General features: G+C 64.9%; 20 protein-coding genes. 16 read left to right on the top strand and 4 right to left on the bottom strand.

The features are described 5' to 3' along the window. The first annotated feature begins 196 nt into the window (after positions 1 to 196). The 16 genes from CKW37_RS05395 (at position 197) to CKW37_RS05320 (ending at position 21,187) form a co-directional block, all read left to right on the top strand. Entirely contained in the window at positions 197 to 1,513 is a 1,317-nt protein-coding gene (locus tag CKW37_RS05395; RefSeq protein WP_095154576.1) for a nucleotide sugar dehydrogenase, read from the top strand. Between the two features lie 61 nt (positions 1,514 to 1,574). Continuing rightward, positions 1,575 to 3,065, top strand: a complete 1,491-nt coding sequence (gene alg8 / locus CKW37_RS05390) for a mannuronan synthase (RefSeq protein ID WP_095154574.1) — start codon at positions 1,575 to 1,577, stop codon at positions 3,063 to 3,065. Positions 3,066 to 3,104: 39 nt separating this feature from the next. Continuing rightward, positions 3,105 to 4,271, top strand: a complete 1,167-nt coding sequence (locus CKW37_RS05385; RefSeq protein WP_095154572.1) for an alginate biosynthesis protein Alg44 — start codon at positions 3,105 to 3,107, stop codon at positions 4,269 to 4,271. Positions 4,272 to 4,386: 115 nt separating this feature from the next. Then, entirely contained in the window at positions 4,387 to 5,799 is a 1,413-nt protein-coding gene (algK, locus tag CKW37_RS05380) for an alginate biosynthesis TPR repeat lipoprotein AlgK (RefSeq protein ID WP_095154570.1), read from the top strand. Further along, positions 5,796 to 7,283 carry an alginate export family protein gene (locus tag CKW37_RS05375; protein ID WP_095154568.1) on the top strand — a complete coding sequence of 496 codons (1,488 nt, stop codon included), beginning with the start codon at positions 5,796 to 5,798 and terminating at the stop codon, positions 7,281 to 7,283. Before algK ends, CKW37_RS05375 begins: the two co-directional genes overlap by 4 nt. Positions 7,284 to 7,301: 18 nt before the next feature. Then, a complete protein-coding gene (algG, locus tag CKW37_RS05370) occupies positions 7,302 to 8,864 on the top strand; it encodes a mannuronan 5-epimerase AlgG (RefSeq protein WP_095154566.1) in 1,563 nt (520 codons plus the stop codon). Positions 8,865 to 8,875: 11 nt separating this feature from the next. Next, positions 8,876 to 10,312 carry an alginate O-acetyltransferase gene (locus tag CKW37_RS05365; RefSeq protein WP_095154564.1) on the top strand — a complete coding sequence of 479 codons (1,437 nt, stop codon included), beginning with the start codon at positions 8,876 to 8,878 and terminating at the stop codon, positions 10,310 to 10,312. 22 nt (positions 10,313 to 10,334) lie between these two features. Continuing rightward, entirely contained in the window at positions 10,335 to 11,408 is a 1,074-nt protein-coding gene (locus tag CKW37_RS05360) for a mannuronate-specific alginate lyase (RefSeq protein ID WP_371864272.1), read from the top strand. Between the two features lie 173 nt (positions 11,409 to 11,581). Next, the gene (locus tag CKW37_RS05355; protein WP_095154560.1) at positions 11,582 to 13,039 is read left to right on the top strand and encodes an MBOAT family protein; all 1,458 of its coding nucleotides are present in this window, start codon (positions 11,582 to 11,584) and stop codon (positions 13,037 to 13,039) included. 11 nt (positions 13,040 to 13,050) lie between these two features. Further along, positions 13,051 to 14,208: an alginate O-acetyltransferase gene (locus CKW37_RS05350; protein WP_095154558.1), complete on the top strand. Its 1,158-nt coding sequence runs from the start codon at positions 13,051 to 13,053 to the stop codon at positions 14,206 to 14,208. Between the two features lie 13 nt (positions 14,209 to 14,221). Further along, positions 14,222 to 14,878 carry an alginate O-acetyltransferase AlgF gene (locus tag CKW37_RS05345; protein WP_095154556.1) on the top strand — a complete coding sequence of 219 codons (657 nt, stop codon included), beginning with the start codon at positions 14,222 to 14,224 and terminating at the stop codon, positions 14,876 to 14,878. A gap of 37 nt (positions 14,879 to 14,915) precedes the next feature. Continuing rightward, positions 14,916 to 16,367, top strand: a complete 1,452-nt coding sequence (locus tag CKW37_RS05340; protein ID WP_095154554.1) for a mannose-1-phosphate guanylyltransferase/mannose-6-phosphate isomerase — start codon at positions 14,916 to 14,918, stop codon at positions 16,365 to 16,367. A 211-nt stretch (positions 16,368 to 16,578) separates the two neighbouring features. Beyond that, positions 16,579 to 17,043, top strand: coding sequence for a multidrug transporter (locus CKW37_RS05335; protein WP_095154552.1), 465 nt, complete (start codon positions 16,579 to 16,581; stop codon positions 17,041 to 17,043). Between the two features lie 78 nt (positions 17,044 to 17,121). Continuing rightward, the gene (locus CKW37_RS05330; RefSeq protein WP_095154550.1) at positions 17,122 to 17,472 is read left to right on the top strand and encodes a hypothetical protein; all 351 of its coding nucleotides are present in this window, start codon (positions 17,122 to 17,124) and stop codon (positions 17,470 to 17,472) included. Between the two features lie 28 nt (positions 17,473 to 17,500). Continuing rightward, positions 17,501 to 20,281 carry an RHS repeat-associated core domain-containing protein gene (locus CKW37_RS05325; RefSeq protein ID WP_095154548.1) on the top strand — a complete coding sequence of 927 codons (2,781 nt, stop codon included), beginning with the start codon at positions 17,501 to 17,503 and terminating at the stop codon, positions 20,279 to 20,281. 81 nt (positions 20,282 to 20,362) lie between these two features. Continuing rightward, positions 20,363 to 21,187, top strand: coding sequence for an SDR family oxidoreductase (locus tag CKW37_RS05320; RefSeq protein ID WP_095154546.1), 825 nt, complete (start codon positions 20,363 to 20,365; stop codon positions 21,185 to 21,187). A gap of 128 nt (positions 21,188 to 21,315) precedes the next feature. On the opposite strand, the gene CKW37_RS05315 is transcribed toward CKW37_RS05320, so the two are convergent. The 4 genes from CKW37_RS05315 to CKW37_RS05300 are packed head-to-tail and all read right to left on the bottom strand — an operon-like array spanning position 21,316 to position 26,208. Continuing rightward, positions 21,316 to 22,110, bottom strand: coding sequence for an SDR family NAD(P)-dependent oxidoreductase (locus CKW37_RS05315; protein ID WP_095154544.1), 795 nt, complete (start codon positions 22,108 to 22,110; stop codon positions 21,316 to 21,318). A 28-nt stretch (positions 22,111 to 22,138) separates the two neighbouring features. Beyond that, complete coding sequence (locus tag CKW37_RS05310; protein WP_095154542.1) at positions 22,139 to 23,581, bottom strand: efflux transporter outer membrane subunit; 1,443 nt, start codon at positions 23,579 to 23,581, stop codon at positions 22,139 to 22,141. Continuing rightward, a complete protein-coding gene (locus tag CKW37_RS05305; RefSeq protein ID WP_095154540.1) occupies positions 23,578 to 24,639 on the bottom strand; it encodes an HlyD family secretion protein in 1,062 nt (353 codons plus the stop codon). The genes CKW37_RS05310 and CKW37_RS05305 overlap by 4 nt, the downstream gene beginning before the upstream one ends. 27 nt (positions 24,640 to 24,666) lie before the next feature. After that, positions 24,667 to 26,208 (bottom strand): MFS transporter, encoded by a 1,542-nt coding sequence (locus CKW37_RS05300; protein WP_095154538.1) that lies wholly within the window; start codon positions 26,206 to 26,208, stop codon positions 24,667 to 24,669. Positions 26,209 to 26,267 lie beyond the last annotated feature (59 nt).

Raw genomic sequence — 26,267 nt, 5'->3', positions numbered from 1 at the left:
TGGGCACGTCCCGATTAATGGCCATTGGCTGCCTACTTTGAGCACGTGAGAGTGCGCGCTCACAAATTACTTATGCCTGCACGCGGTACTGCGTATTTAACGCCGCGGTTCCGTGCGCCCGAAAAACGGCTGGTAAATCAACCCGGTCCGGTTCTTTGAATGGAATCGGCATTGCTTACTACATGAGGTGAATGCGATGCGTATCAGCATCTTTGGTTTGGGTTATGTGGGTGCAGTCTGTGCCGGTTGTCTGTCCGCACGAGGCCATGACGTGATTGGCGTGGACGTTTCCGCAACCAAGATCGACCTGATCAACCAGGGCAAATCCCCGATTGTCGAACCCGGCCTCGAAGGCCTGTTGCAACAGGGCATCAGCACCGGCCGCCTGCGCGGCACCACCGACTTTTCCCAGGCCATCCGCGACAGCGACCTGTCGATGATCTGCGTCGGTACCCCCAGCAAGAAAAACGGCGACCTCGGCCTGGAATACATCAAGTCGGTGTGCCGTGAAATCGGTTTCGTCCTGCGCGACAAAGCCAGCCGCCACACCATCGTGGTGCGCAGCACCGTGCTGCCGGGCACCGTGAAGAACGTGGTGATCCCGATCCTCGAAGACTGCTCGGGCAAGAAAGCCGGCGTCGATTTCGGTGTCGCGGTAAACCCCGAGTTCCTCCGCGAAAGTACCGCGATCGCCGACTACGACAAGCCACCCATGACCGTCATCGGTGAACTGGACCGCGCCAGCGGCGACGTGCTCCAGGCCCTCTACGAAGAACTCGACGCGCCGATCATCCGCAAGGACATCGAAGTTGCCGAGATGATCAAGTACACCTGCAACGTCTGGCACGCGACCAAGGTCACCTTCGCCAACGAGATCGGCAACATCGCCAAGGCGGTGGGTGTCGATGGCCGCGAAGTGATGGAGGTGGTCTGCCAGGACAAGGCCCTGAACCTGTCGCAGTACTACATGCGCCCCGGCTTCGCCTTCGGCGGCTCGTGCCTGCCCAAGGACGTCCGCGCCCTCACCTACCGCGCCGGCAGCCTGGACGTGAAAGCGCCACTGCTCGACTCGCTGATGCGCAGCAACGAATCCCAGGTGCAGAACGCCTTCGACATCATCGAAAGCCACGACAAGCGCAAGGTCGCCCTGCTCGGCCTGAGCTTCAAGGCCGGCACCGACGACCTGCGCGAAAGCCCGCTGGTGGAACTGGCCGAGCGCCTGATCGGCAAGGGCTACCAACTGAACATCTACGACCAGAACGTCCAGTACGCCCGTGTCCACGGCGCCAACAAGGACTACATCGAATCGAAGATTCCCCACGTCTCCTCGCTGCTCAACGCTGACCTGCAACAGGTCATCGACGACGCCGAGATCATCGTCCTGGGCAACCGCGACGAGCAGTTCCGCGCCCTCGCCCAACAAGCACCGGCCGGCAAGCAGGTGATCGACCTGGTGGGCTTCATGAGCCAGGCCACCTCCCCGACCAACCGTACCGAAGGCATCTGCTGGTAAGCAGGCCGCGCGGGGCCATCCGGCCCCGCGCGCTTTTTCCAACCTGACGTCACCGATACGGATGCAGAACATGCAAAGCCTCAAGCACGGCCTGCTACAGGCTGCCGGTTGGCTGTTCTACGTGACCCTGCTCATGTTGATCGCCCTGGCCTTGCCCAACACCCTGTTCGACCCCGACTCGAAGGACTTCCTCTTCCTGATCGGCGCCGTCGGCATCTGGCGCTATTCCATGGGCGCCACCCATTTCGTCCGCGGCATGCTGTTTCTCTACGTGGTCTACCCACGGCTGCGGCGCAAGGTGCGCAAGCTCGGCGCCGCCGCCGACCCGTCGCACGTGTACCTGATGGTCACCAGCTTTCGCATCGACGCCCTGACCACCGCGCAGGTCTACAGCTCGGTGATCCGCGAAGCGATCGACTGCGGCTACCCCACCACCGTGGTCTGCTCGCTGGTGGAAATGTCCGATGAGTTGCTGGTGAAAAGCCTGTGGGCCAAATACAACCCGCCGGATCGGGTCAGCCTGGACTTCGTGCGCATCGCCGGCACCGGCAAGCGCGACGGCCTGGCCTTCGGCTTCCGCGCCATCTCCCGTCACCTGCCGGACGACAACGCAGTGGTCGCGGTGATCGACGGCGATACCGTGCTCGGCGAAGGCGTGGTGCGCAAGACCGTCCCCTGGTTCAAGCTGTTCGGCAATGTCGGCGGCCTGACCACCAACGAATTCTGCGAAGTGCGCGGCGGCTACATCATGAGCGAGTGGCACAAGCTGCGCTTCGCCCAGCGCCACATCAACATGTGCTCGATGGCCCTGTCCAAGCGCGTGCTGACCATGACCGGGCGCATGTCGGTGTTCCGCGCCAGCGTGGTGACCAACCCCGAGTTCATCGCCGACGTCGAAAGCGACTCGCTGATGCACTGGCGCCTGGGCCGCTTCAAGTTCCTCACCGGCGACGACAAGTCGAGCTGGTTCAGCCTGATGCGCCTGGGCTACGACACCTTCTACGTGCCTGACGCGGCGATCAACACCGTCGAGCACCCGCCGGAAAAGAGCTTCATCAAGGCCAGCCGCAAACTGATGTACCGCTGGTACGGCAACAACCTGCGGCAGAACTCCCGCGCCCTCGGCCTCGGCATGCGTCGCCTCGGCCTGTTCACCAGCGTGGTGCTGTTCGACCAGCGCGTGTCGATGTGGACCAGCCTGCTCGGGCTGACCGTCGCGGTGATCGCCAGCCTCAAGTTCGGCGGCAAATTCCTCCTCGCCTACCTGCTATGGATCGGCCTCACCCGCCTGATCCTGACCCTCATGCTGCTGTGCTCGGGGCACAAGATCGGCCCGGCTTATCCGCTGATCCTTTACTACAACCAGATCGTCGGCGCGCTGATGAAGATCTACGTGTTCTTCCGCCTCGACCGGCAGTCCTGGACCCGCCAGCCCACCGCGCTCAAACGCGACCTCGCCAGCTTTCAACAATGGTTCAACACCTGGTCTTCCCGGACCATGACCTTCTCGGCGGCCAGCATCTTCGTTGCTGTGCTGTTCGTGGTCGTGTGAGCCGCGGCAACCCAACGGATCCAATAGGAAAACATCGCCATGAATACCGCCGTGAACGTCAATGTCGTGCATGAGTCCGAAACCCAGCGCCAACACGCCCGGGTGCGCATTCCCGCCAAGCTGCGCTACCTGGGGGGCAACCGCGAAACCCTGGAGATGAAAGTCGACGACCTCTCCGCCGGGGGCCTGAGCTTCCACGCCAAACAGCCACTGACAGTCGGCGACGTGCTGCGTGGCCGCCTGCAATTCACGGTGGACAACCTCGGCCTGTCGATGGACGTGGAATTCCAGGTGCGCTCCTTTGACCCGTCCAGCGGCCGCACCGGGGTGCAGTTCCAGAACCTCGAACAGCGCGACATCGCCACCCTGCGCCACCTCATCACTTCGCACCTGTCCGGCGAGTTGATCAGCATCGGCGACGTGCTCAGCACCCTGCAGCGCGACAACTTCACCAAGGCGCGCAAGCAGAAAGACACCCACGGCGGCCTGAGCCCGCTGGGCCGGCTGCGGGCGGTGACCTTCAGCCTCGGCGTGTTCGTGGTCGGGGTCGCCGCGTTCGGCTTCGTCGCCAAGTCGATCTACGGCCTGTACTTCGTCAGCCATGCCGAGGCCGGTGTGGTCAGCGTGCCGACCACCCAGGTCACCATGCCCCGCGACGGCACCGTGCAGGCGCTGGTGGACAACGGTGGCGAGGTGGTCAAGGGCGCACCGCTGGCGTCCTTCAGCACCAGCATGCTCGACCTGCTCAAAGGGCATCTGGACGACCAGCAACTGGAGCCGGCCAAGGTTGAAGAACTGTTCGGCAAGCAGATGAGCGGCACCCTCACCAGCCCGTGCGATTGCACCGTGGCGCGGCAACTGGTGGACGACGGCCAGTACGCCGCCAAGGGCACGGTGATCTTCCAGTTGATCCCGCGCACCACCAACCCGACCGTCGAGGCGCGCTTCAGCTATCGCCAGTTCGACGATGTGAAGCCGGGCACCCGGGTCAACTTCCAGGTCGCCGGCGAAGAGCAGACCCGTACCGGGCAGATCGTCAGCAGCAGCAACCTGAACCAGGACGACCTGTCCTCGGACATCCGCGTGCAGATCAAACCGGATGCACCGATGCCCGCGAACCTGATCGGCTTGCCGGCGAGTGTCAACGCCAAGCGGGGTCCGTCGCTGGACTGGTTGATCGATAGCGCTGTAGCGCATGGGCTCTGAAGAGGGTTCTCCGATGAATAATCACATTGCGTCCATCGCGAGCGAGCGGAACGCCGCCCGGCTCTCTCCTACAACGGACGTGCAGCCATCCCCCGTAGGAGCGAGCTTGCTCGCGATGAGGCCCCCAGCCTCACCCCTGCTGTGCGCCCTGGCCCTGGCCATCAGCCTCACCGGTTGCGCCGGCCTGCCCGACCAGCGCCTGGCCAACGAAGCCCTGAAAAACGGTGACACCGCCACCGCCGAGCGCAACTATCGGCAACTGGCTGACCTCGGCTACAGCGAAGCCCAGGTCGGGCTCGCCGATATCCAGGTGGAAACCCGCGACCCGGCCAAGCTGAAGGAAGCCGAAGCCACCTACCGCGCCGCCGCCGAAATCTCGCCCCGCGCCCAGTCGCGCCTCGGCCGCCTGCTGGCGGCGAAACCCGACGCCAGCGAAGCCGAGCGCCAGGAAGCCGAGGCCCTGTTGAAGAAAGCCTTCGCCAACGGCGAGGGCAACACCCTGATCCCGCTGGCGATGCTCTACCTGCAATACCCGCAGAGCTTCCCGCGAATCAACGCGCAGCAGCAGATCGACCAGTGGCGCAGCGCCGGCTACCCGGAGGCGGGCCTGGCCCAGGTCCTGCTGTACCGCACCCAGAACACCTACGACCAGCACCTCGATGACGTCGAGCGCATCTGCAAGGCGGCGCTGACCAGCACCGACATCTGCTACGTCGAACTCGCCACCGTCTACCAGAAACGCGCGCAGCCGGAACAACAGGCGGCGCTGCTGGAACAGCTCAAGAGCGCACACCAGCGCGGCGCGGTTCCGGCCAGCCGGGTCGACAGCGTGGCCCGCGTGCTGGCCGACCGCAGCCTCGGCCAGACCGACGAAAAAACCGCCCAGGCCCTGCTCGAAGACATCGCGCCGCAGAACCCGGCGTCCTGGGTCAGCCTGGCGCAACTGCTCTACGACTTCCCCGAGCTGGGCGACAGCGACCAGTTGATGGGCTACATCGACAAGGGCCGCGCCGCCGAGCAGCCGCGTGCCGAACTGCTGCTGGGTCGCCTCTACTACGAAGGCAAGACCCTTCCAGCCGACGCGAAGAAAGCCGAATCCCACCTGCTCGCCGCCGCCAGCGCCGGCGAGATCAGCGCCCATTACTACCTCGGCCAGCTTTATCGCCGCGGCTACCTGGGCGAGGTCGAGCCGCAGAAAGCCGTCGATCATCTGCTCCAGGCCGCCCGTGGCGGCCAACTCAGCGCCGACTACGCCCTGGCCCAGTTGTTCAGCGAAGGCCACGGCATTCGCCAGGACCCGGTCAACGCCTGGGTCTTCGCCCAACTGGCGCAGGCCAACGCCAGCGAACAATCGACCACGCTGGCCGGCGAACTCGACGCCCAGCTCAGCCCCGAACAAAAAGCCGCCGCCCAGCGCCTGCTGGAACAGGAACGCGCCGCCCGTGGCGCCATCGGCCCGGGCCCGAATGCCCTGGCCCTGCAAGCCGTACAAGCTCCCGACGAAGAACAAGGTGAGGATTCCCTATGACGCTCAATCCGTGGATGAAAGCCGGCCTCGGCCTGAGCTTCGCGCTGTTCTGGGCCTGCCCGACCCTGGCCGCCGAAACCGCCGAAAAGAACTTCGGCCTGGAAGTGAAAATCACCGGCCAGTCGGAAGACGACCGCGACCTCGGCACCCGCGCCGGCGGCGACGTCAACGGCCTCGGCCTCGACCTGCGCCCGTGGGTGTTCTTCGAGCGCGGCGACTGGAGCGCCTACGCCATGGGCCAGGCGGTCGCGGCCACCGACATCATCGAAACCGACACCAGCCGCCAGTCCGCCGACGGCAGCGAAATCGACAACGCCAACAGCAGCAACGACGACCGCGAAGCCAAGAAAAACTACCTGGCGATGCGCGAGTTCTGGGTCGGCTACAGCGGCTTCACCGCCTACCCCGGCGAGCAACTGCGCTTCGGCCGCCAGCGCCTGCGCAACGACGACGGCATGTGGCGCGACACCAATATCGAAGCGCTGAACTGGACCTTCGACACCACCCTGCTGCGGGCCAACCTCGGCGTCGCCGAACGCTTCAGCGAGTACCGCACCGACCTCACCGAACTGGCCGCCGAAGACAAGGACCGCCTGCATGTCTACGGCGATGTCGCGGCGCAATGGACACCCGGCCACTGGGTCGGCCTGCGCGCCCACCACACCCGCGACGACGGCAAGCTGAAGAACCCCGGCGAAACCCTCGACGCCCTCGACAAGACGCGCAACGGCGACCTCACCTGGCTCGGCGTGGAAGCCAACAGCGACGCCTACAACTGGCGCAATCAAAACACCGTCAACTATTGGGGCAGCCTCACCTGGCTGACCGGCGACCGCGACACCCTGAGCAGCACCACGGTAAACGGCGAACAGGTCGCCACCGGCAAGCAGAGCGGTGACGTCAACGCCTGGGCCACCGACCTCGGCATCCGCCTGCGCCTCGATCCCAACTGGCAGGTCGGCGCCGCCTACGCCCGCGGCAGCGGTGGCGGCGGCAGCGACGGTTCGAACAACTACGAGCAGACCGGCCTCGAGAGCAACCGCTCCAACTTCACCGGCACCCGCTCGCGCGTGCACCGCTTCGGCGAAGCCTTCCGCGGCGAACTGGGCAACCTGCAGGCGGCGACCCTGTTCACCTCCTGGCAGCTGCGCGACGACTACGACGCCAGCCTGATCTACCACAAGTTCTGGCGCGTCGATGGCGACCAGAACCTCGGCGGCAGCGGCATCAACGCAGTGGTCGACGACGGCGGCATCAACCGTCCGCTGATCCAGGGCGAAAAAGATGTCGGGCAGGAGATGGACCTGGTGGTCACCAAGTACTTCAAGCAGGGCCTGCTGCCTGCCTCACTGAGCAAGTCGATCGATGAACCCTCGGCGCTGGTGCGCTTTCGCGGCGGCGTGTTCAAGCCGGGCGACGCCTACGGCAAAGAGGCCGACGCCTACATGCATCGCGCCTTCGTTGACGTGGTCTGGCGCTTCTGATGCACGGAGAGCACTGACATGAACCTTCACCCGAACAGGCTCCACGCCCTGCTGGCCGGCGCCCTGCTGCTGGCCACCGGCATCGCCCAGGCCAACGGCCAGGCGGCGCCGACCGCCAAAGGGCTGCAACATGCCAAGACCTACACCGTCAGCAGCGCGCCGGTGGAGCCTTTGCAGATGGACCCGCCGACCCTGCCGGACCTCAGCGGCTACACCGCCGAGGCGGTGCAGAAGAAAATCGACCGCCGTCACAAGGGCAAGGTTTCGGTCCGCCGCATGCTCCAGGAAACCACCCTCAAGGAGTTCATCGGCGGCGACAACAAGGGCGCCGAATGGGTCGCCCGCCAGCGCGGCATTCCCCAGGCGATCTTCATCGAGGGCGGCCATGTGGACTTCGCCGAACTGGCGAAAAAAGTGCCCGAGCGCTATGTCCGTGAAGTCTCGCCGGGCGTGTACCTGGCCCGCCTGCCGATCGTGGTCGGCCACGGCGCGACCCTGGAAATCAACGGCAAGGTCAAGGAACTGCGGCTGTCCCAGGAAGGCGGCGCGTTCCTGGTCAACGACGGCAAGCTGTTCGTCAGCGACAGCCGGGTGATCGGCTGGCGCGAGGCGGACAACGGTCCGGCGACCTTCCGCAAGCCGGATGAATTCCGCCCGTTCCTGCTGTCGTGGGGCGGCACCGAGACCTACATCGTCAACACCACCATGGCCAGCTTCGGCTACGCCAAGAGCAAGTCCTACGGCGTGAGCATTTCGCAGTACACGCCGAACATGGCCAAGCAGATGGGCCGCGCCGAACCCACCGGCTGGATCATCGGCTCGACCTTCAGCGACATGTGGTACGGCTTCTACTGCTACGAGACCAGCGACTTCGTGGTCAAGGACAGCACCTACCGCGACAACATCGTCTACGGCATCGACCCCCACGACCGTTCGCACCGGCTGATCATCGCCGGCAACACCGTCCACGGCACGAAGAAGAAGCACGGGATCATCATTTCCCGCGAGGTCAACGACAGTTGGATCATCAACAACAAGAGCTTCGACAACAAACTCTCCGGCGTGGTGATCGACCGTAACAGCGTCAACAACCTGATCGCCTACAACGAGATTTACCGCAACCACACCGACGGCATCACCCTGTACGAGAGCGGCGACAACCTGATCTGGGGCAACAAGCTGATCAGCAACCGCCGCCACGGCATCCGCGTGCGCAACAGCGTGAACATCCGCCTGTACGAAAACCTCGCCATGGCCAACGGCCTGGTGGGCGTCTACGGGCACATCAAGGACCTGTCCGACACCGACCGCGACATCGCCCTCGACCCGTTCGACACCAAGGTTTCGCTGATCCTCGTCGGCGGCGAGCTGGCGGCCAACGGCAGCGGTCCGCTGTCCATCGACTCGCCGCTGAGCGTCGAGCTGTACCGGGTGTCGATGCTGGCCCCGAGCAAGGCCAGCGGCATCAGTTTCTCCGGCGTGCTCGGCGAGCGTCAGGACGAGATTCTCGACCTGATGGTGCGCCAGCAGAAGGCCGTGCTGATCGACCCGGTCGAACGCCAGACCGAAATGCTGGATTGAGGAAGCCCGACATGACCCCACACCTGATGAAACTTCTCGGCCTCAGCGCCGCCCTGCTGGCGATCAGCAACGGCGTGCGCGCCGACGAGGTCAAGGCGCCGACCTTCAGCGCCGAGCCGTGCTGCCAACTGTGCCCCGAAGCCCACGACGCCAGCCGCTACACCACCCGCTACCAGCAGAACTTCACCACGCTGGTGCAGGCCCAGGGCGACTGGCTGTTCCGCACCAAGGAAGACCTGCGCACCGAGTTCACCACCACGGCGGCCGGCTACAAACGCCTGCAGCAGATCCACGATGCGTTCAAGGCGCGCGGCATCGAACTGGTGGTGGTCTATCAGCCGACCCGCGGCCTGGTAAACCGCAACATGCTCAACCCCGCCGACAAGGCCGCCTTCGATTACCAGAAGGCCCTCGGCAACTACAAGGCGATGCTCAAGCGCTTCGGCGGCATGGGCTACAACGTGCCCGACCTGTCGCCGCTGACCAACGAGCAACTGGCCGCCGCCGACCAGGGCAAGGATTTCTACTTCCGCGGTGACCAGCACTGGACGCCTTACGGCGCCGAGCGCGCAGCGAAAATCGTGGCCGAGACGGTGCACTCGATGCCCGCCTTCGAAGGCATTCCGCGCAAGGAATTCGAGACGACCAAATCCGGGCGCATGGGCAAGACCGGCACCTTGCACAACGTCGCCGGCCAGCTCTGCGGCACCAGCTACGCCGTGCAGTACATGGACCAGTTCGCCACCGAGCCGAAGGGCGAAAGCGGCGGCGACGACCTGTTCGGTGATTCCGGCAACGCGCAGATCACCCTGGTCGGCACCAGCCACAGCGGCAAGAACTACAACTTCTCGGGCTTCCTGGAGCAGTACATCGGCGCCGACGTGCTCAACGTCGCCTTCCCCGGCGGCGGTCTGGAAGGCTCGATGATCCAGTACCTGGGCAGCGAGGAATTCAAGAAGAACCCGCCGAAGATCCTGGTCTGGGAATTCTCGCCGCTGTACCCGCTGAACCAGGAAACCATCTGGCGGCAGATGCTTGCCCTGCTCGACAACGGCTGCGAAGGCAAGCCGGCGCAGATGAGCGCCAGCACCGCGCTCAAGCCGGGCACCAACGAGCTGCTGGTCAACGGTCGCAATGGCGTGATCAAGGACCTGACCAACCGCAATCACCAGCTCGACATCCGTTTCGAAGACACCTCGGTGAAGACCCTGCAGGCCACCCTCTGGTACCTCAACGGCCGCCACGAAGACCTGAAGATCGACAAGCCGACCACCTCCGACACCGATGGCCGCTTCACCTTCCAGTTGCGCGAGGACGAGGACTGGGCCGGGCAAACCCTGCTGGCCGTGGAACTCCAGGGTCCGGAAAACGGCAGCCAGAAGGTGCAGGCCACCTTGTGCAAACGCGGTTCAGGCGATGCTTCGCGCAACGCCCAGGCCGGATTGTGAGGACACCATGAACAGACTCAGCATGCTCGCCAGCGCGGTACTGCTCAGCCTCGGCGGCCAGGTCATGGCCGCCGGGCTGGTGCCGCCGCCCGGCTACTACGCCGGCATCGAGAAACAGAAAACAGGCAAGAACGACTTCAAGTGCGACGCGGTACCGACGCCCTACACCGGCAAGCTGCAATTTCGCAGCAAGTACGAAGGCTCGGACGGCGCCCGCTCGACCCTCAACGAAGACGCCGAACAGGCCTTCCGCGACTCCACCGCCAGCATCACCACCCTGGAGCGCGGCGTCGCCCAGCAGGTCAACCGCTACCTGCGCGATGGCCGTCCGCAGCAACTCGACTGCACCCTCACGTGGCTGGGCACCTGGGCGCGGGCCGATGCGCTGCTGTCGAAGGACTTCAACCACACCGGCAAGTCCATGCGCAAATGGGCGCTGGGCAGCATGAGCAGCGCCTGGCTGCGCCTGAAGTTCTCCAATGCGCGGCCGCTGGCGGCGCATCAGGCCCAGGCCGAAGAAATCGAAAAATGGTTCGGCCGCCTGGCCGATCAAGTGGTCAGCGACTGGAGCAACCTGCCCCTGGCCAAGATCAACAACCACAGCTACTGGGCCGCCTGGTCGGTGATGGCCACCGCCGTCGCCACCGACCGTCGCGACCTGTTCGACTGGTCGGTGAAGGAATACCGCGTCGCCGCCAACCAGATCGACGACCAGGGTTTCTTGCCTAACGAACTCAAGCGCAAACAGCGCGCCCTCGCCTACCACAACTACGCCCTGCCGCCGCTGGCGATGATCGCCAGCTTCGCCCAGGTCAACGGCGTGGACCTGCGCGATGAAAACAACCAGGCGTTGAAACGCTTGGGGGATCGAGTGCTGAGCGGATCGAAAGACCCGTCGGCGTTCACCCGCAAGAACGGCGAAGACCAGGACATGAAAGACCTCAAGGTCGGCAGCAAATACGCCTGGCTGGAACCGTGGTGCAGCGTCTACGCCTGCGGCGCCGACGTGCAACAGCGCCGACACGACCTGCAACCCTTCAACAGCTTCCGCCTCGGCGGGGACGTGACGCGGGTCTACGACCCCGGAGCCCGGTAGGAGCGAGCTTGCTCGCGATGAGGCCCGCCCGGACACCGGTGCCGGACCTGCTGACGCGATCGCGAGCAAGCTCGCTCCTACAAGGATCTTGAAACACTGGTTTCCCCCGCCAAACAGCGGGGGGTTTGGGGGGCGCTGTTGCCCCGGATGCTTGAACAACAAGGAGAACCGGGATGGTCTTCTCGTCCAACGTGTTCCTGTTCCTGTTTTTGCCGACCTTTCTCGGCCTGTACTACCTGAGCGGGCAACGCTACCGCAACCTGCTGTTGCTGCTGGCCAGCTACCTGTTCTACGCCTGGTGGCGGGTGGATTTCCTCGCGCTGTTCGCCGGGGTCACCCTGTGGAACTACTGGATCGGCCTGAAAGTCGGCGCCGCCGGTGTGCGCACCAAACCTGCCCAGCGCTGGCTGCTGCTCGGGGTGGCGGTGGACCTGTGCATCCTCGGCTATTTCAAGTACGCCAACTTCGGCGTCGACAGCATCAACGCGATCATGACGTCGTTCGGCCTGGAGCCGTTCATCCTGACCCACGTGCTGCTGCCGATCGGGATCTCGTTCTACATCTTCGAGTCCATCAGCTACATCATCGACGTCTACCGCGGCGACACCCCGGCCACGCGCAACCTGATCGACTTCGCCGCGTTCGTCGCGATTTTCCCGCACCTGATCGCCGGCCCCGTGCTGCGTTTCAAGGACCTCGCCGACCAGTTCAACCACCGCACCCACACCGTCGACAAGTTCGCCGAAGGCTGCACCCGCTTCATGCAGGGCTTCATCAAGAAAGTGTTCATCGCCGACACCCTGGCGGTGGTCGCCGACCATTGCTTCGCCCTGGAAAACCCCACCACCGGCGATGCCTGGCTCGGCGCGCTGGCCTACACCGCGCAGTTGTACTTCGACTTCTCCGGCTACAGCGACATGGCCATCGGCCTCGGCCTGATGATGGGCTTCCGTTTCATGGAAAACTTCAAGCAGCCGTACATCAGCCAGTCGATCACCGAGTTCTGGCGGCGCTGGCACATCAGCCTGTCGACCTGGCTGCGCGACTACCTGTACATCACCCTCGGCGGCAACCGCGGCGGCACGTTCGCCACCTACCGCAACCTGTTCCTGACCATGCTGCTCGGCGGCCTGTGGCACGGCGCCAACTTCACCTACATCCTCTGGGGCGCCTGGCACGGCATGTGGCTGGCGATCGAGCGGGCGCTGGGCCTCGACACCAACCCGCAGCGTTTCAACCCGGTCAAATGGGCCTTCACCTTCCTGCTGGTAGTGATCGGCTGGGTGATCTTCCGCGCTGAAAACCTGCACGTCGCCGGACGCATGTACGCCGCCATGTTCAGCCTCGGCGACTGGAACCTCTCGGAACTCAACCGCGCCAGCCTCACCGGCCTGCAAGTGGCGACCCTGATCCTGGCCTACATCACCCTGGCCTGGTTCGGCCTGCGCGATTTCTACCGCAATGCCAAACCGACCGCCAAGGCCAGCCCGGTGGTGGTGCACCACGACGGCAGCGTCGGCCTCGACTGGAGCCTCTACGCCACCCGCGTGCTGGTGCTGCTGCTGTTCGTCGCCTCGATCCTCAAGCTCTCGGCGCAGAGCTACTCGCCCTTCCTCTACTTCCAGTTCTGAGCGAGCCGACCATGACCCGATCATTACGCATCCTCTACTCCCTGCTGTTCCTCGCCCTGTTGACGGCGCTGGGCCTGTGGTCCCTCGGCGGGCTCGGCGGGTTCCAGCGCACGGCGCAGATGAGCCTGCTCGACGGCAAGCTGGCCAAGGCCGCCGAGACCCACTACGACGAGCAGTTCCCGCTCAAGCGCATCGGCACCAACCTGTGGGCGGCGCTGGACTTCAAGCTGTTCAACGAAGGCCGTCCCGGCGTGGTCCTGGGTCGCGACCAGTGGCTGTTCAGCGACGAGGAATTCAAGCCGGCGGTTAACGCCGAACAGACCCAGGCCGAGAACCTCGCCCTGCTGCGCGGCGTGCGCGACACCCTGCGCGAGCACGGTGTGGAACTGGTACTGGCGATCGTCCCGGCCAAGGCGCGGGTCTATCCCGAGTACATCGGCGAGCAGGCCCCGGCCAGCCTTCACGCGGACCTCTACAACGCCTTCCACGCCCAGGCCCGCCAGGCCAACATCTTCGCCCCGGACCTGTTCGGCCCGCTGCAAGCGGCCAAGGCCCGCGGCCAGGTGTTCCTGCGCACCGACAGCCACTGGACGCCGATGGGCGCGGAAGTCGCCGCCCGGCAACTGGCCGAGGCCGTGGCCCGGCAGACCCTGCTCAACGGCGAGCCGCAGACCTTCGTCACCGAGCACCAGCAACAGACGCCATACAAAGGCGACCTGACCAACTTCCTGCCGCTGGACCCGCTGTTCAGCAACCTCCTGCCCAAGCCGGACCAACTGCAGAAACGCAGCACCCGCGCCACCGAAGAAGGCAGCGGCGGCGACGACGCCCTGTTCGCCGACAAGCAGATTCCGGTGGCGCTGGTCGGCACCAGCTACAGCGCCAACCCCAACTGGAACTTCCTCGGCGCCTTGCAGCAAGCGCTGCGCAGCGATGTCGCCAACTACGCCGAGGACGGCCACGGCCCGGTCCTGCCGATGCTCAAGTACCTGCAAAGCGATGAATTCAAAAACAGCCCGCCACAAGTCGTGGTCTGGGAATTTCCCGAGCGTTATCTGCCCATCAAGAACGATCTCAGCGGCTTCGATCCGCACTGGATCGCGCAACTGAAAAAAACCCGTAATACCCATCAAGAGCTGGCCCTGTCGTCCCATCGGACGGAACACTGAAGAGGAAACGCACATGACCTTGCACACTTCCAAGCACCGTATCGCCAAAGCCTGCGCCCTCGCTGCCGGCCTCACCCTCGCCTCGCTGCAAGCCTGGGCCGGTGGTGACGCCGCGCTCTACGGCCCGAGCGCACCGAAAGGCTCGACCTTCGTGCGCCTGTACAACGCCTCCAGCCAGCCGGTCGCCGCCAGCGTCGGCAACACCCCGATCAACCAGGTCGGGGCGCTGGCCAGCAGCGACTTCAGCTTCATGCCGCAAGGCGACTACAGCGCAAAAATCGGCAGCGCCAACCTGCCGGTGAAACTGGCCGCCGACCACTACTACACCCTGGTCAACCACGCCAACGGCAAGCCGCAACTGGTGGAAGAACCGCCGTTTCGCAACAAGCAGAAATCCCTGGTGCGGGTGCAGAACCTGAGTGACCAGGCCCTGACCCTGAAGACCGCCGACGGCAAGACCGAAGTGGTCAAGCCGGTGGCCGCCAGCAGCCGCGGCGAACGCGAGATCAACCCGGTCAAGGTCAGCCTGGCGCTGTACGAAGGCGACAAAAAAGTCAGCGACGTCAAACCGGTCGCCCTGGAGCGCGGTGAAGCCGCCGTGCTCTACGTCACCGGTTCCGGCAACGAGCTGTCCCCGGTCTGGGTCAAGCGCCCGGTCTCGACCCGTTAATTCCACTGCCCTTTATTGAACGATTCGGAGAACAACCATGATTCCAGTCATCCTGTCCGGTGGTAACGGTTCGCGCCTGTGGCCGCTGTCGCGCAAGCAATTTCCCAAGCAGTTCCTGGCCCTCACCGGCGAACACACGCTGTTCCAGCAGACCCTGTCGCGGCTGGTGTTCGACGGCATGGACACGCCCATCGTGGTCTGCAACAAAGACCACCGCTTCATCGTCAACGAGCAACTGAGCAGCCTGAGCCTGGAGACCCAGGCCATCCTCATGGAACCCTTCGGCCGCAACACCGCGCCGGCGGTGGCGCTCAGTGCGATGAAGCTGATCAATGAAGGCCGCGACGAGTTGATGCTGGTGCTGCCCGCCGACCACGTGATCGACGACCAGAAAGCCCTGCAACGCGCCCTCGCCCTGGCCACCGTGGCCGCCGAACGCGGCGAGATGGTGCTGTTCGGCATCCCCGCGACCAAACCGGAAACCGGTTACGGCTACATCCGTTCCAGCCAGGATGCGCTGCTGCCGGAGGGCGTCAGCCGGGTCGCGCAGTTCGTGGAAAAACCCGATGAAAAACGCGCCCGCGAATTCGTCCAGGCCGGCGGTTACTTCTGGAACAGCGGCATGTTCCTGTTCCGCGCCAGCCGCTTCCTCGAAGAGCTGAAAAAGCACGACCCGGACATCTACGACACCTGCCTGCTGACCCTCGAACGCAGCCAGGAAGACGGCGACAGCCTGAGCATCGACGAAGCCACCTTCGCCTGCTGCCCGGACAACTCCATCGACTACGCGGTGATGGAAAAAACCCAGCGCGCCTGCGTCGTGCCGCTGTCCGCCGGCTGGAGCGATGTCGGCTGCTGGTCATCGTTGTGGGACGTGCACCCGAAGGACGACAACGGCAACGTCACCAAGGGCGACGTAGTGGTGCAGGACAGCCACAACTGCATGATCCACGGCAACGGCAAACTGGTGTCGGTGATCGGCCTGGAAAACATCGTCGTGGTCGAAACCAAGGACGCCATGATGATCGCCCACAAGGACAAGGTTCAGGGCGTCAAGCAAATGGTCAACACCCTCGACGCCCAAGGCCGCAGCGAGACCCAGACCCACTGCGAGGTCTACCGACCGTGGGGGTCCTACGACTCGGTGGACATGGGCGGGCGCTTCCAGGTCAAGCACATCACCGTCAAGCCGGGCGCCAGCCTGTCGCTGCAGATGCACCACCACCGCGCCGAACACTGGATCGTGGTCACCGGCACCGCCGAGGTGACCTGTGACGAAAACGTGTTCCTGCTCACCGAAAACCAGTCCACCTACATCCCGATCGCCTCCATCCACCGCCTGCGCAACCCCGGCAAGATCCCGCTGGAAATCATCGAAGTGCAGTCCGGCAGTTACCTGGGCGAGGACGATATCGAGCGCTTCGAAGACATCTACGGCCGCTCGACGCCGATCGAGCGCGGGGTGTCGATCAAGACGATCGCGCAGTAAAGAGGTGCCGGGCCGTGCCCTTCGGGGCACGGTTTCATTGCGTTGCGCCCTTCGCGAGCAAGCTCGCTCCTACAGTTCAAACGGTCCTGCCGGGGTTTCTCGTGGCTCGGTCTGCTAACCCGCGGCGCGGCGGGTCAGGCCTCGTGACAAACATGACAGCCCGCCCACCTTGCCGCTAGGATCAAGGAACCCCTCCGTCTCGGTACTCGTCATGATCATCGGCATCCTGCTCATCCTTACCTGGCTGGTCCTGCTGCTGCGCTACCCGGCCAAGGCGCTGCCGGTCTCGCTGGCGGCGCTGCTCGGGCTGGTGATGGTCGGCGCCTGGGTGGTCTGGCTGGATAACCGCGAGGCCCGCCAACTGGCACGGCTGGAACTGCGCCTGGACTACGCGCCACAAGAGTGCCCCGCCGGGCGCCCGCTGCGGGTGCAGATGAACAACGGCAACGACGTGCCACTGGTGGAACTGCACTGGCGGGTCGCGGCCTATGCGCCGGGTGACAGCGTCAATCTCGCCGAAAACACCTACGCCGCGCCCCGCTACCGCGGCCCCGGCGAACTCCAGGCCGGCGCCAACTGGAGCGACTGCCTGCCCCTGCCGCCGCTGCGTCCGGGCTATCGCCCGCAAACCCTGGAATTCCGCGCCGAACGCCTGCAGGGAACCTTCGCCAACTAGCATTTTTGCCAGTACCGCAAAATGCCATCAGCGCGTTAAATGAAGCCTTCATAAGCCAGCCCCCGCAGGAGGCTGCCCATGAGCATCTGTCACCTGAACGGAACAGAATCACTCGCCGGGATCCTGGAGTCCGACGAACGTGACCGACCGGGAATCATCCTTATCGGCTCATCCAGTTGCCCGCCCTACGTCAACCTGCAACCCAGAATCCAGGCACTGGCGCAGTCCATGCCGCAGTTCGTCTTCTACGATTTCACCGTCGACCACCGTGAACCCTCCGATCGAAAACAGAAACTGGCGCGAATCATCATGGACTGGCAGATCAATCCCCTGCTCTCCCAGGTGCTGCTGCCGAGCAGCGGCAAACCACAAACCATCAGCACCAACAACATCGAAAGAATCAAAAAGGAACTGCACAGACTCTATTGACCGACTGAGCCCGCCGGAATTGCCGTCCATGCTCCCTACCCGCACACCGCACCGCCATACCCCGACGCTGGCGGTGATTGATCCCCGCGGCCTGAATGTGCGCACCGTGGCGTATTGCCGCGACGACAGCGAGAACACCGCCGAAGCGAGGATCAGCCATCAGTCGTGGACCCCGGCCGGGCACCCATGGCGCACGGGCGATCCGCGCCTGGGGCCAGACAAGGTCAACCTGACCTGTGTGTCCAGCCTCTCGGGCCAGCAGCTACTGAGCGACAGCGTGGACGCCGGCTGGAAGCTGCAACTGCACACTGACGCGGGCATCACGCAGCGGACATGGGACGGCCGAGGAACCTCGACGCGCTTCGTCCACGATGGCCTGCTGCGCATCATCGAGGTCGCCCAAGCATCTGCGCAGGGTGCCGACGCCGTGGTCGAGCGCTTCGACTACGCCGGTGCAGACCCGGCATTCGCTAGCCACAACCAGTGTGGCCGGCTGCTGCGGCATGACGATCCCGCAGGCAGTGAGCACGTTGTCGGCTACGCGCTTGGCGGCGGCGTGAGCCTGCAGCGTCGGCACTTTCTGATTTCGCTCGATCACCCGGACTGGCCTGAGGACGTCGCTGCCCGCGACCTGTTGCTGGAGGACACGGGTTTCAGCTCCGCCAGCCAGTTCAATGCCGTAGGTCAGCCGATTCAATGCAGCGACGCGGTCGGCAACCGCCACCTGTTCACCCACGACCTCGCCGGGCTGCAAAAGGCGGTCGCGCTGTTCAATGCCGCGACGGGACAGACCCGCCAACTGATCAGCGCCATTGACTACAACGCGCTCGGGCAGGTCACCTGCGAAACGGCAGGCAATGGGGTGGTCAGCCGCGCCGGCCATGATCCGGCGAACGGCAGGCTGCTCACACTGCGCAGCAGCAGGCCCTCGGGGCCGTTACTTCAGGACCTGCATTACAGTCATGACGCAGTGGGCAATCTCGTCGCCATCGAAGACCGCGCCCTGCCGGTCCGGTACTTTCGTAACCAGCGTATCGAACCGGTCAACCGCTATCGCTACGACAGCCTGTATCAACTGATCGAAGCCAGCGGCTGGGAGCAGGACAACGCCGACCACGGGCCGCATCTGCCGGACCTGCAACCCGCGCCCATCGACCCCGCCCGCCTGCTCAACTACCGGCAGACCTACCGCTATGACGCAGCCGGCAACCTGACCGAGCTACGGCATTTCGGCGCTCGGCAATTCACCCAGACCCTGAACGTCGCGACCGACAGCAATCGCGCCGTGACCGAGGCGCCCACCGGCGCCATCTCTATCGATAGCGCATTCGATGCCAACGGCAACCTGCTCCAGTTGCAGCCGGGGCAAACACTGCTGTGGAACCCGCGCAACCAGCTCGAACAGCTCAGCATCGTCAGCCGCAAGGACGCGGCGAGCGACTACGAACGCTATATCCAGGACGGCAGCGGCAGGCGCCTGCGCAAAGTGCGACAACAGGTGGTCGGCGGCCGTGTCGTGCGGTCCGAGGTGCGTTATCTGCCGGGACTGGAACTGCACCGCAACGGCAGCGACGACGATGTCCTGCGCGTGGTGCTTTGCACGGCCGGACGCGCCCGGGTGCAAGTCCTGCATTGGCCGAAGGCGCCGCCGCCCGGTATCGAAAACAACCAGTGCCGCTATCAGTTGCGCGATCACCTGGGCTCCAGTTGCCTGGAACTGGATGCAGCCGTCGCGTTGCTCACACATGAGGTCTATTACCCGTTTGGCGCCACCGCTTGCTGGGCCGCGCGCACGGCGGACAACGCCGGGTGCAAGCGCCGCCGTTACTCGGGCAAGGAACGTGAGGCTTCGGGGCTCTACTACTACGGCCTGCGTTACTACGCTCCGTGGCTGATGCGCTGGATCAATCCCGACCCTGCCGGCTACGGTGACGGGCTCAACCTCTACCGGATGGTCGGCAACAACCCGCTGAGCTACCGGGATGAGCAGGGAACGCAGAAGGTTCCGGCGGATATTCTGATTGCTGATGCCCTTGAAGGCGCCGACATTGGCAGCGGCTGGTTCGAAGAGCTGCGCTGGGACGCAGCCAGCAGGGCCTTCCAAACCACCCGCTCGGTGTATTCACGGGGCATGCAGGCCATGAATGCCACGCCGGACTGGTCGATGAGCGATGAAGGCAGCGCCATCGCGATCTTCCAGGACCGGGATAACCTCCCGCGCCTGTTCGTCAACACCTTCATGCGCCACATGGGGATTCAGCCGGGGATGGGATTGCCGCTGTTTGCCGGGCGAATCCGCAGCGGGAACGATGGCGGCGTCGTCTTCGACAACCACTCCGGCCATTACAAACCGCTGGCGAACGCCGCCACGGTCGAGGCCCTGCTTGGCCAACTGGCACCAGGGGCGCGCAATGTCCGTTACGAACCCATCAAGCAATCCAGCGACTTCGATTCGGCGGTCAGGCTTTCGGTCGCTTCGCCCGAGGAGTACGTCGATCTGGTGAATACACTCAAGGGAGGTCATGAAAAGGTGATCGGCTACCTGAAGGACTCCGGGCTATGGGAGCGCGTCCGGCAGACCTACGCCGATACCCACGGCATCAACCTCCTCTTCGAGGCCCATGACCAGGGCATCAGTCCGAGTGAGGTTGAGCAGCGTAGAGTGCTGGCGGCCCTGCCCCCCGCGAAGCCTCTCGTGCAGCGCCGAAATAACCGGGTAGCCGTGCCACCCCCCACACGGCCCACGGCGGTCAGCACCCGAAAGGCGAGTGGCTGGCGGGTGCTGTTCAAGAACTGCGTTGGCCGTTGACCGCGGACCGACACAGTCATCCCGGCGTGATGGCACATCCCGTATGATCGGCGTTTCTTCCCCACGCCGAAGGACCGCCTCATGCCCATCGCTCTCATCACCGGTTGCTCCAGTGGTATCGGCCGTGCCCTGGCCGACACGTTCAAACAGGCGGGCTACGAGGTCTGGGCCACGGCGCGCAAGGCCGAGGATGTCGCGGCGCTGGCGTCTGCCGGTTTTCGCGCCCGCCAACTGGATGTGAACGACCCACAGGCGCTGCAACACCTGAGCGAAGAAATCGACTACGCCCACGGCGGCCTCGACGTGCTGATCAACAACGCCGGCTACGGCGCCATGGGCCCGCTGCTGGACGGCGGCGTCGAGGCGATGCGCCGGCAGTTCGAGACCAATGTGTTTGCCGTGGTCGGGGTGACCCGTTCGCTGTTCGGCTTGCTGCGTCGCAACCGTGGGCTGGTGGTGAATATCGGCAGCGTGTCCGGCGTGTTGGTGACGCCGTTCGCCGGCGCTTACTGCGCGTCGAAGGCGGCGGTGCATGCGTTGAGCGATGCGCTGCGGCTTGAGTTGTCGCCCTTCGGCATCCGGGTGATGGAAGTGCAACCGGGGGCGATTCAGTCCAGCTTCGCCAGCAACGCCGGGCATGAGGCCGAGCAACTGCTGAAACCGGAATCGGCGTGGTGGCCGATGCGTGAAAGCATCCGGGCACGGGCGCGGGCCTCGCAGGACAAGCCGACCCCGGCCACGGAATTCGCCAAGGGATTGCTCAAGGCGGCGCAGCAAAACCAGACACCGCCGCTGGTGCGGTTGGGGAATGGGAGTCGGGCGTTGCCGTGGCTGGCGAGTTGGTTGCCGACGCGGTTGCTGGATAAGGTGTTGAAGAAGAAATTTGGGCTGGATCGGGATTTGTAGGGGGGCTACTGGCTTCATCGCTGGCAAGCACAAGACGTCAGATCGCCTCGTACGGTGGGAGCGGATTCATCCGCTCCCACCGTTCGTGGAGGCATGAAGCTTTTTGCTTACCCGCGATGAGGCCTGAATCAAGCAATCGCCCGCACCACCCCACCATCCACCCGCATCGCCGCTCCGGTAGTCGCACTGGCCTGCCGCGACGACAGGTACACCACCAGATTCGCCACTTCTTCCACCGTCGCCAGGCGCTGGATGATCGAGCCGGGCCGGTGTTCGGCGATGAAGTTGGCTTCCATTTCCTGCACCGACACGCCCTGCTCTTTCGCCATTTCAGCGAAGAAATCACCCACGCCTTCCGAACGGGTCGGCCCCGGCAACACGGCGTTGACCGTCACTCCGGTGCCAGCCAGGGTTTCCGCCAGCCCGCGGGAAATCGCCAGCAGCGCGGTCTTGGTGGTGCCGTAATGAACCATTTCGGTGGGAATCTCCAGCGCCGACTCGCTGGACAGGAACAGCACCCGCCCCCAGTTGCGCTCGGCCATCCCCGGCGCGTAGTGCCGCGACAGGCGCACCGCGCTCATGACGTTGACGTCGAAGAAGCGTTGCCAGTCGTCGTCGCTGATCTCGAAAAAGCCTTTGGGTTCGAAGATGCCCAGGTTGTTGACCAGAATGTCGGTCTGCGGCACTTGCTCGAACAGCACCCGAGCGCCTTCGACCGTGCCCAGGTCGGCGGCGACGCCGATGATCCGCGCCGCCGGCACCCGTTCGCGAACCTGCTTGAGGGCCTGGTCCACCCGCGCCTGAGTGCGGCCGTTGAGCACCACTTCGGCGCCCGCCTCGGCCAGGCCGATCACGATGGCCAGGCCAATACCGGCGGTGGAACCGCTGACGATGGCGCGTTTACCGTTCAGGGAAATATGCATTCGAGCTCGCTCCTACCGTTATCAATCTTCAGTTACTGGCAACATCAAACGCCTGCCAGCCGCCACCCAGCGCCTTGTACAAACCCACCAGGGCCTGTGACACCGCCGCCGAGCTGTCGATCCATTGTTCTTCGCTGGCCAGCAACGCCCCTTGCACGCTGAGCACATTGAGGAAGTCCACCGCGCCTTCGACGTACTGGCGCTGGGCGGTTTCCAGGGCGATGCGGTTTTGCCGCACGGCTTCTGCCAAGTGGTCGCGGCGCAATTGACTGGCGTTGTACAGGCGTAGCACATCGTCGATTTCGTGCCAGGCGCTGAGCACCACCTTGCGGTAGTTCAGCGCCGCTTCCTGTTGCTGGGCCTCGCGCAATTCGAGGGTGCCCTGCAACCGCCCGCCCTCGAAAATCGGCAGGGAAAGCTGCGGACCGATGGCGAACCGGCGCGAATCCCAGGCACCGAAATCGCTCAGTTGCAGCGCCTGGAAACCGAGGTTTCCAGACAGGCGGATGCTCGGATAGAAGTCCGCCTTGGCCACGCCAATGCTGGCGGTGGCAGCATGCAGCCGAGCCTCGGCCTGGCGGATATCCGGGCGACGCTCGGCCAGTTCCGAGGGCACGCCGATGGCGAAGCGTTGTTGCGGCGCCGGCAGTTCGGTGGCTTCCAGCAATTCGTTTTGCAGGCTGCGCGGCGGCTCGGCGGCGAGCAGGCTGAGGGCGTTGATCAGGTCGGCCTGACGCGCTTCCAGACTCGGCAGGCGCGCCTCGATGGACGCCACCTGGGCGCTGGCCTGGGCGACGTCGAGGCGAGTGGCGACGCCCTGGTCCTGGCGATCGCGGGACAGCTTCAGGCTGTGCCGGGCCACATCCAGGTTGTTGCGGGTCACCGCCAGGGTGTGCTGCACGGCGCGCAACTGGATGTAGTCGCCGGCAGTTTCCGCCAGTAGCGCCAGCAGCACACCGCGACGATCGTTTTCGGCGACTTGCACCGTGGCGTCGGCGGCTTCCACCTGACGCCGCACCCGGCCCCAGAGGTCGAGTTCCCAACCCGCCACCAGGTCGCCCTGCCACAGGTTGTAGGCGGCCTTGCCGGAATTGCCGGACGGGTCGCTGAGGCCTTCGGCGCTGTTGCGGGCGCGGCTATAGCCGGCGTTCAGATCCACCGAAGGGCTTTGGTCCGCGGCGATGCTGCTGCGCAGGGCACGGCTTTGCAGAAGCCGGGCGCTGGCCATGCGCAGGTCGAGGTTGTTGTCGGCGACCCGCTGGATCAGCGCGCTGAGACGGGCGTCATGAAAACTTTCCCACCAGCGCAGTTCCAGCAGTTCGGCCTGCGGCTGACTCGCCGCGGCGTCGCCCTGCAACGGCGCCCAAGCCTGCGGCGCCTGGCTGTCGGGGCGCTGGAAATCCGGGCCGAGGGTGCAGCCGGCCAGCACCAGGCCGAGCAGCAGCGGGCTCACACGAAAGACGGCGTTCATCGCGCGCTGACCTCCTTGCCACCGAGGGTGTCGCCCTGGGTATCGATGGTGGCTTCCACCGACATGCCCACGCGCAGACGCTCCAGCAGCGGCTGCTCGGCGTCGAAGACGATCTTCACCGGAATCCGCTGGACCACCTTGGTGAAGTTGCCGGTGGCGTTATCCGGTTTGACCGCGGCGAAGGTCACGCCGGTCGCCGGGGCGATGCTCTGCACATGGCCGCGCAGGGTTTCGCCGGAGAACGTATCGACGCTGATGCTCACCGGCTGGCCGGGCTGCACGTGGGTCAGTTGGGTTTCCTGGAAGTTGCCGATCACGTAGGCCTGGCTCAGCGGCACCACCGACAGCAGCCGTGCGCCGGGATTGACGTAGGCACCGACGCGCAGCGCGCGCTCGCCGACCATGCCGTCCACCGGCGCGACAATGCGGGTGTAGGACAGGTCCAGGTTGGCTTTTTCGACCCCGGCTTCGGCGCGCTTGAGCTGGCCGTCGGCACTGGCGACCTGGGCGTCGAGGATGTCCACCTGTTTGCGCGTTGCCAGCAGCGCGGCCTGGGCGTTGGCCTGGCGGGCGCTGGCCTGGTCGACCCGACTGCGCGCCTGCTGCGCGTTCTGCACCGTGCCGGCGCCCTGCTCGGCGAGGCGGCTGTAGCGGGTCACTTCATGATTGGCGAAGGCCGTCTCGGCCTGCGCGGCCTTGAGCGCGGCGTCGGCCTGGGCAATCAGCGCGGCCTGCCGCTCAAGCGTCGCGCGGGCGTCGGCGCTTTGCGCACGGGCCACCAGCAACTGGGCCTGGGCGGCGTCCAGCGCGGCCTGGTAATCGCGGTCGTCGAGGGTCGCCAGCAATTGCCCGGCGCTGACTTGCTGGTTGTCTTCCACCCGCACTTCTTTGATAAAGCCCGCCACCTTCGGCGCGACCACGGTGTAGTCGGCGCTGACGTAGGCATCGTTGGTGCGCTGGCGGTGGTCGCTGCCCAGCAGGTGCGGACCGCCGATGGCGGCGAGGACGGCAATGGCGAGCACCGAGCCAATAAGGATGTTTTTGCGTGTGTTGGTCATGTCGGCAAGTCTCTAATTCTTCCAGGCTCAGGCCACCGCACGCGGTGGATAGACCCGGACAGGCACGAAAGGAATCAGGCAAATCAGCGCCACGGCAATGCACGCCACGAACAGATAAAGGTCGGCCGAAGCCAGCACCAGCGCCTGTTCATGGATGCGCCGGGCCAGGTTGGCGGCGCTGTCGTCGAGCAAGGGCGCGTTGCCCAGGCTGTCGGTGAGGTGGGTGGAATGGAAATGCCGGCGCACGGTGCCGAGGGCATCCAGCAGACCCCCGGCAACCACCGCCGAAAGCCCCTTGACCGTGTTGAACCAGGCCGAAGCGAACGGCCCTTCCTGCGGGCTCATGCCATTGGTCGCAAGCATCAGCAGCGGCAGCACCGCCATCGGCTGGCCAAATACCTGCAGCAGTTGCAGCAGATAGAAGTTGTCGCGAATCCATTCCGAGGTCAGTTGGGTGCCACCGAAGCAGCTCAGCGCCAACATCCCCAGGCCCACCGCCAGCACCCAGCGGCAGTCCACCGCGCGGATATTGCACAGCGCCGCCACCAGCGGCAGCGAGATCAGTTGCGGCATCGCCACCAGCAACATCAGCGGGCTGGTCTGGGCCGGTCTGTAGCCCTGGATCTGCGCCAGGTATGCGGACGGAATGCTGATCACCGCCGACAGCACCACCAGCACGCCGGCCAGGGTCACCAGGGCGAAGCTGAGGTTGCGCCGGCCGAGCATGCGCAACTGGAAGAACGGCAGCGGCTCGGACCATTCGTTGAACATGAACAGCACCAGCAACAGCAGGCCGCCGCCCAGCAGCCAGCAAATCAGCGTCGAATCGAACCAGCCCCAGCGGTCACCCAGGCTCAAGCCGAGCACCAGCGAACTGATCGCCGGCAGGCCCAGCAGCACGCCGCGCCAGTCCAGTTGGCGGAAGCGCTCCAGGCGCAGCGGATCCTGCGGCAAGCCCCAGCCGACGCAGAACATCGCCAGCGCCGAGGGCAGGATGATCTGCCAGAACGACCACTGCCAGCTGACGTACTCGGTCCACAAACCGGCCAGCGGCGTGCCCAGGTTGGGGCCGAAGGTGGCGGTCAGGGCGTAGCAGGCCAGGCCGTAGACCTTGATGCCTGGCGGCAGGAAACGCAGCGCCACGCTCATCAGCATCGGCGGCAGCGCGCCGGAGGCCAGGCCCTGGAGTATTCGCAGCACCATCAGGCTGTGCAGGTCCGGCGCATAGGGCTGCACCAACCCGAGCACGGCGAACAGGCCGACCGCGCTGAGGGTGAAGCGGCGCAGGGAAAAGGTCGCCGCCAGCCACGGCGAGAACGCCATGGCCGACACCGACGCGGCGGCATAGACCGCCACCAGCCAGGCACCCTCGTCGGCGCCGATGCCCATGGCGCCGCGAATATCGGCCAGCGAGATCTTGGTGACCATCTCGTTGAGCCCGGCGCAGAGCACCGCCAGCAGCACGCCAAACAGCCCGACCACCACCCGCAGGCCAAACGCCTGTTGCGCGGGAGCGGCCGCCGCCGGGGCAGCGGCAGGCGCGGCAAGGGGCGCGGTGAGGGACGTCATCAGTAGAAATCTCCAGCAACAAATTGACTGGAGCGAGTCTAGAAACACTGAATGCTTAC

Source organism: Pseudomonas sp. Irchel 3E13 (assembly GCF_900187455.1).
Taxonomy (GTDB): Bacteria; Pseudomonadota; Gammaproteobacteria; order Pseudomonadales; family Pseudomonadaceae; genus Aquipseudomonas.
This window is presented reverse-complemented; position numbering and strand designations above follow the sequence as displayed.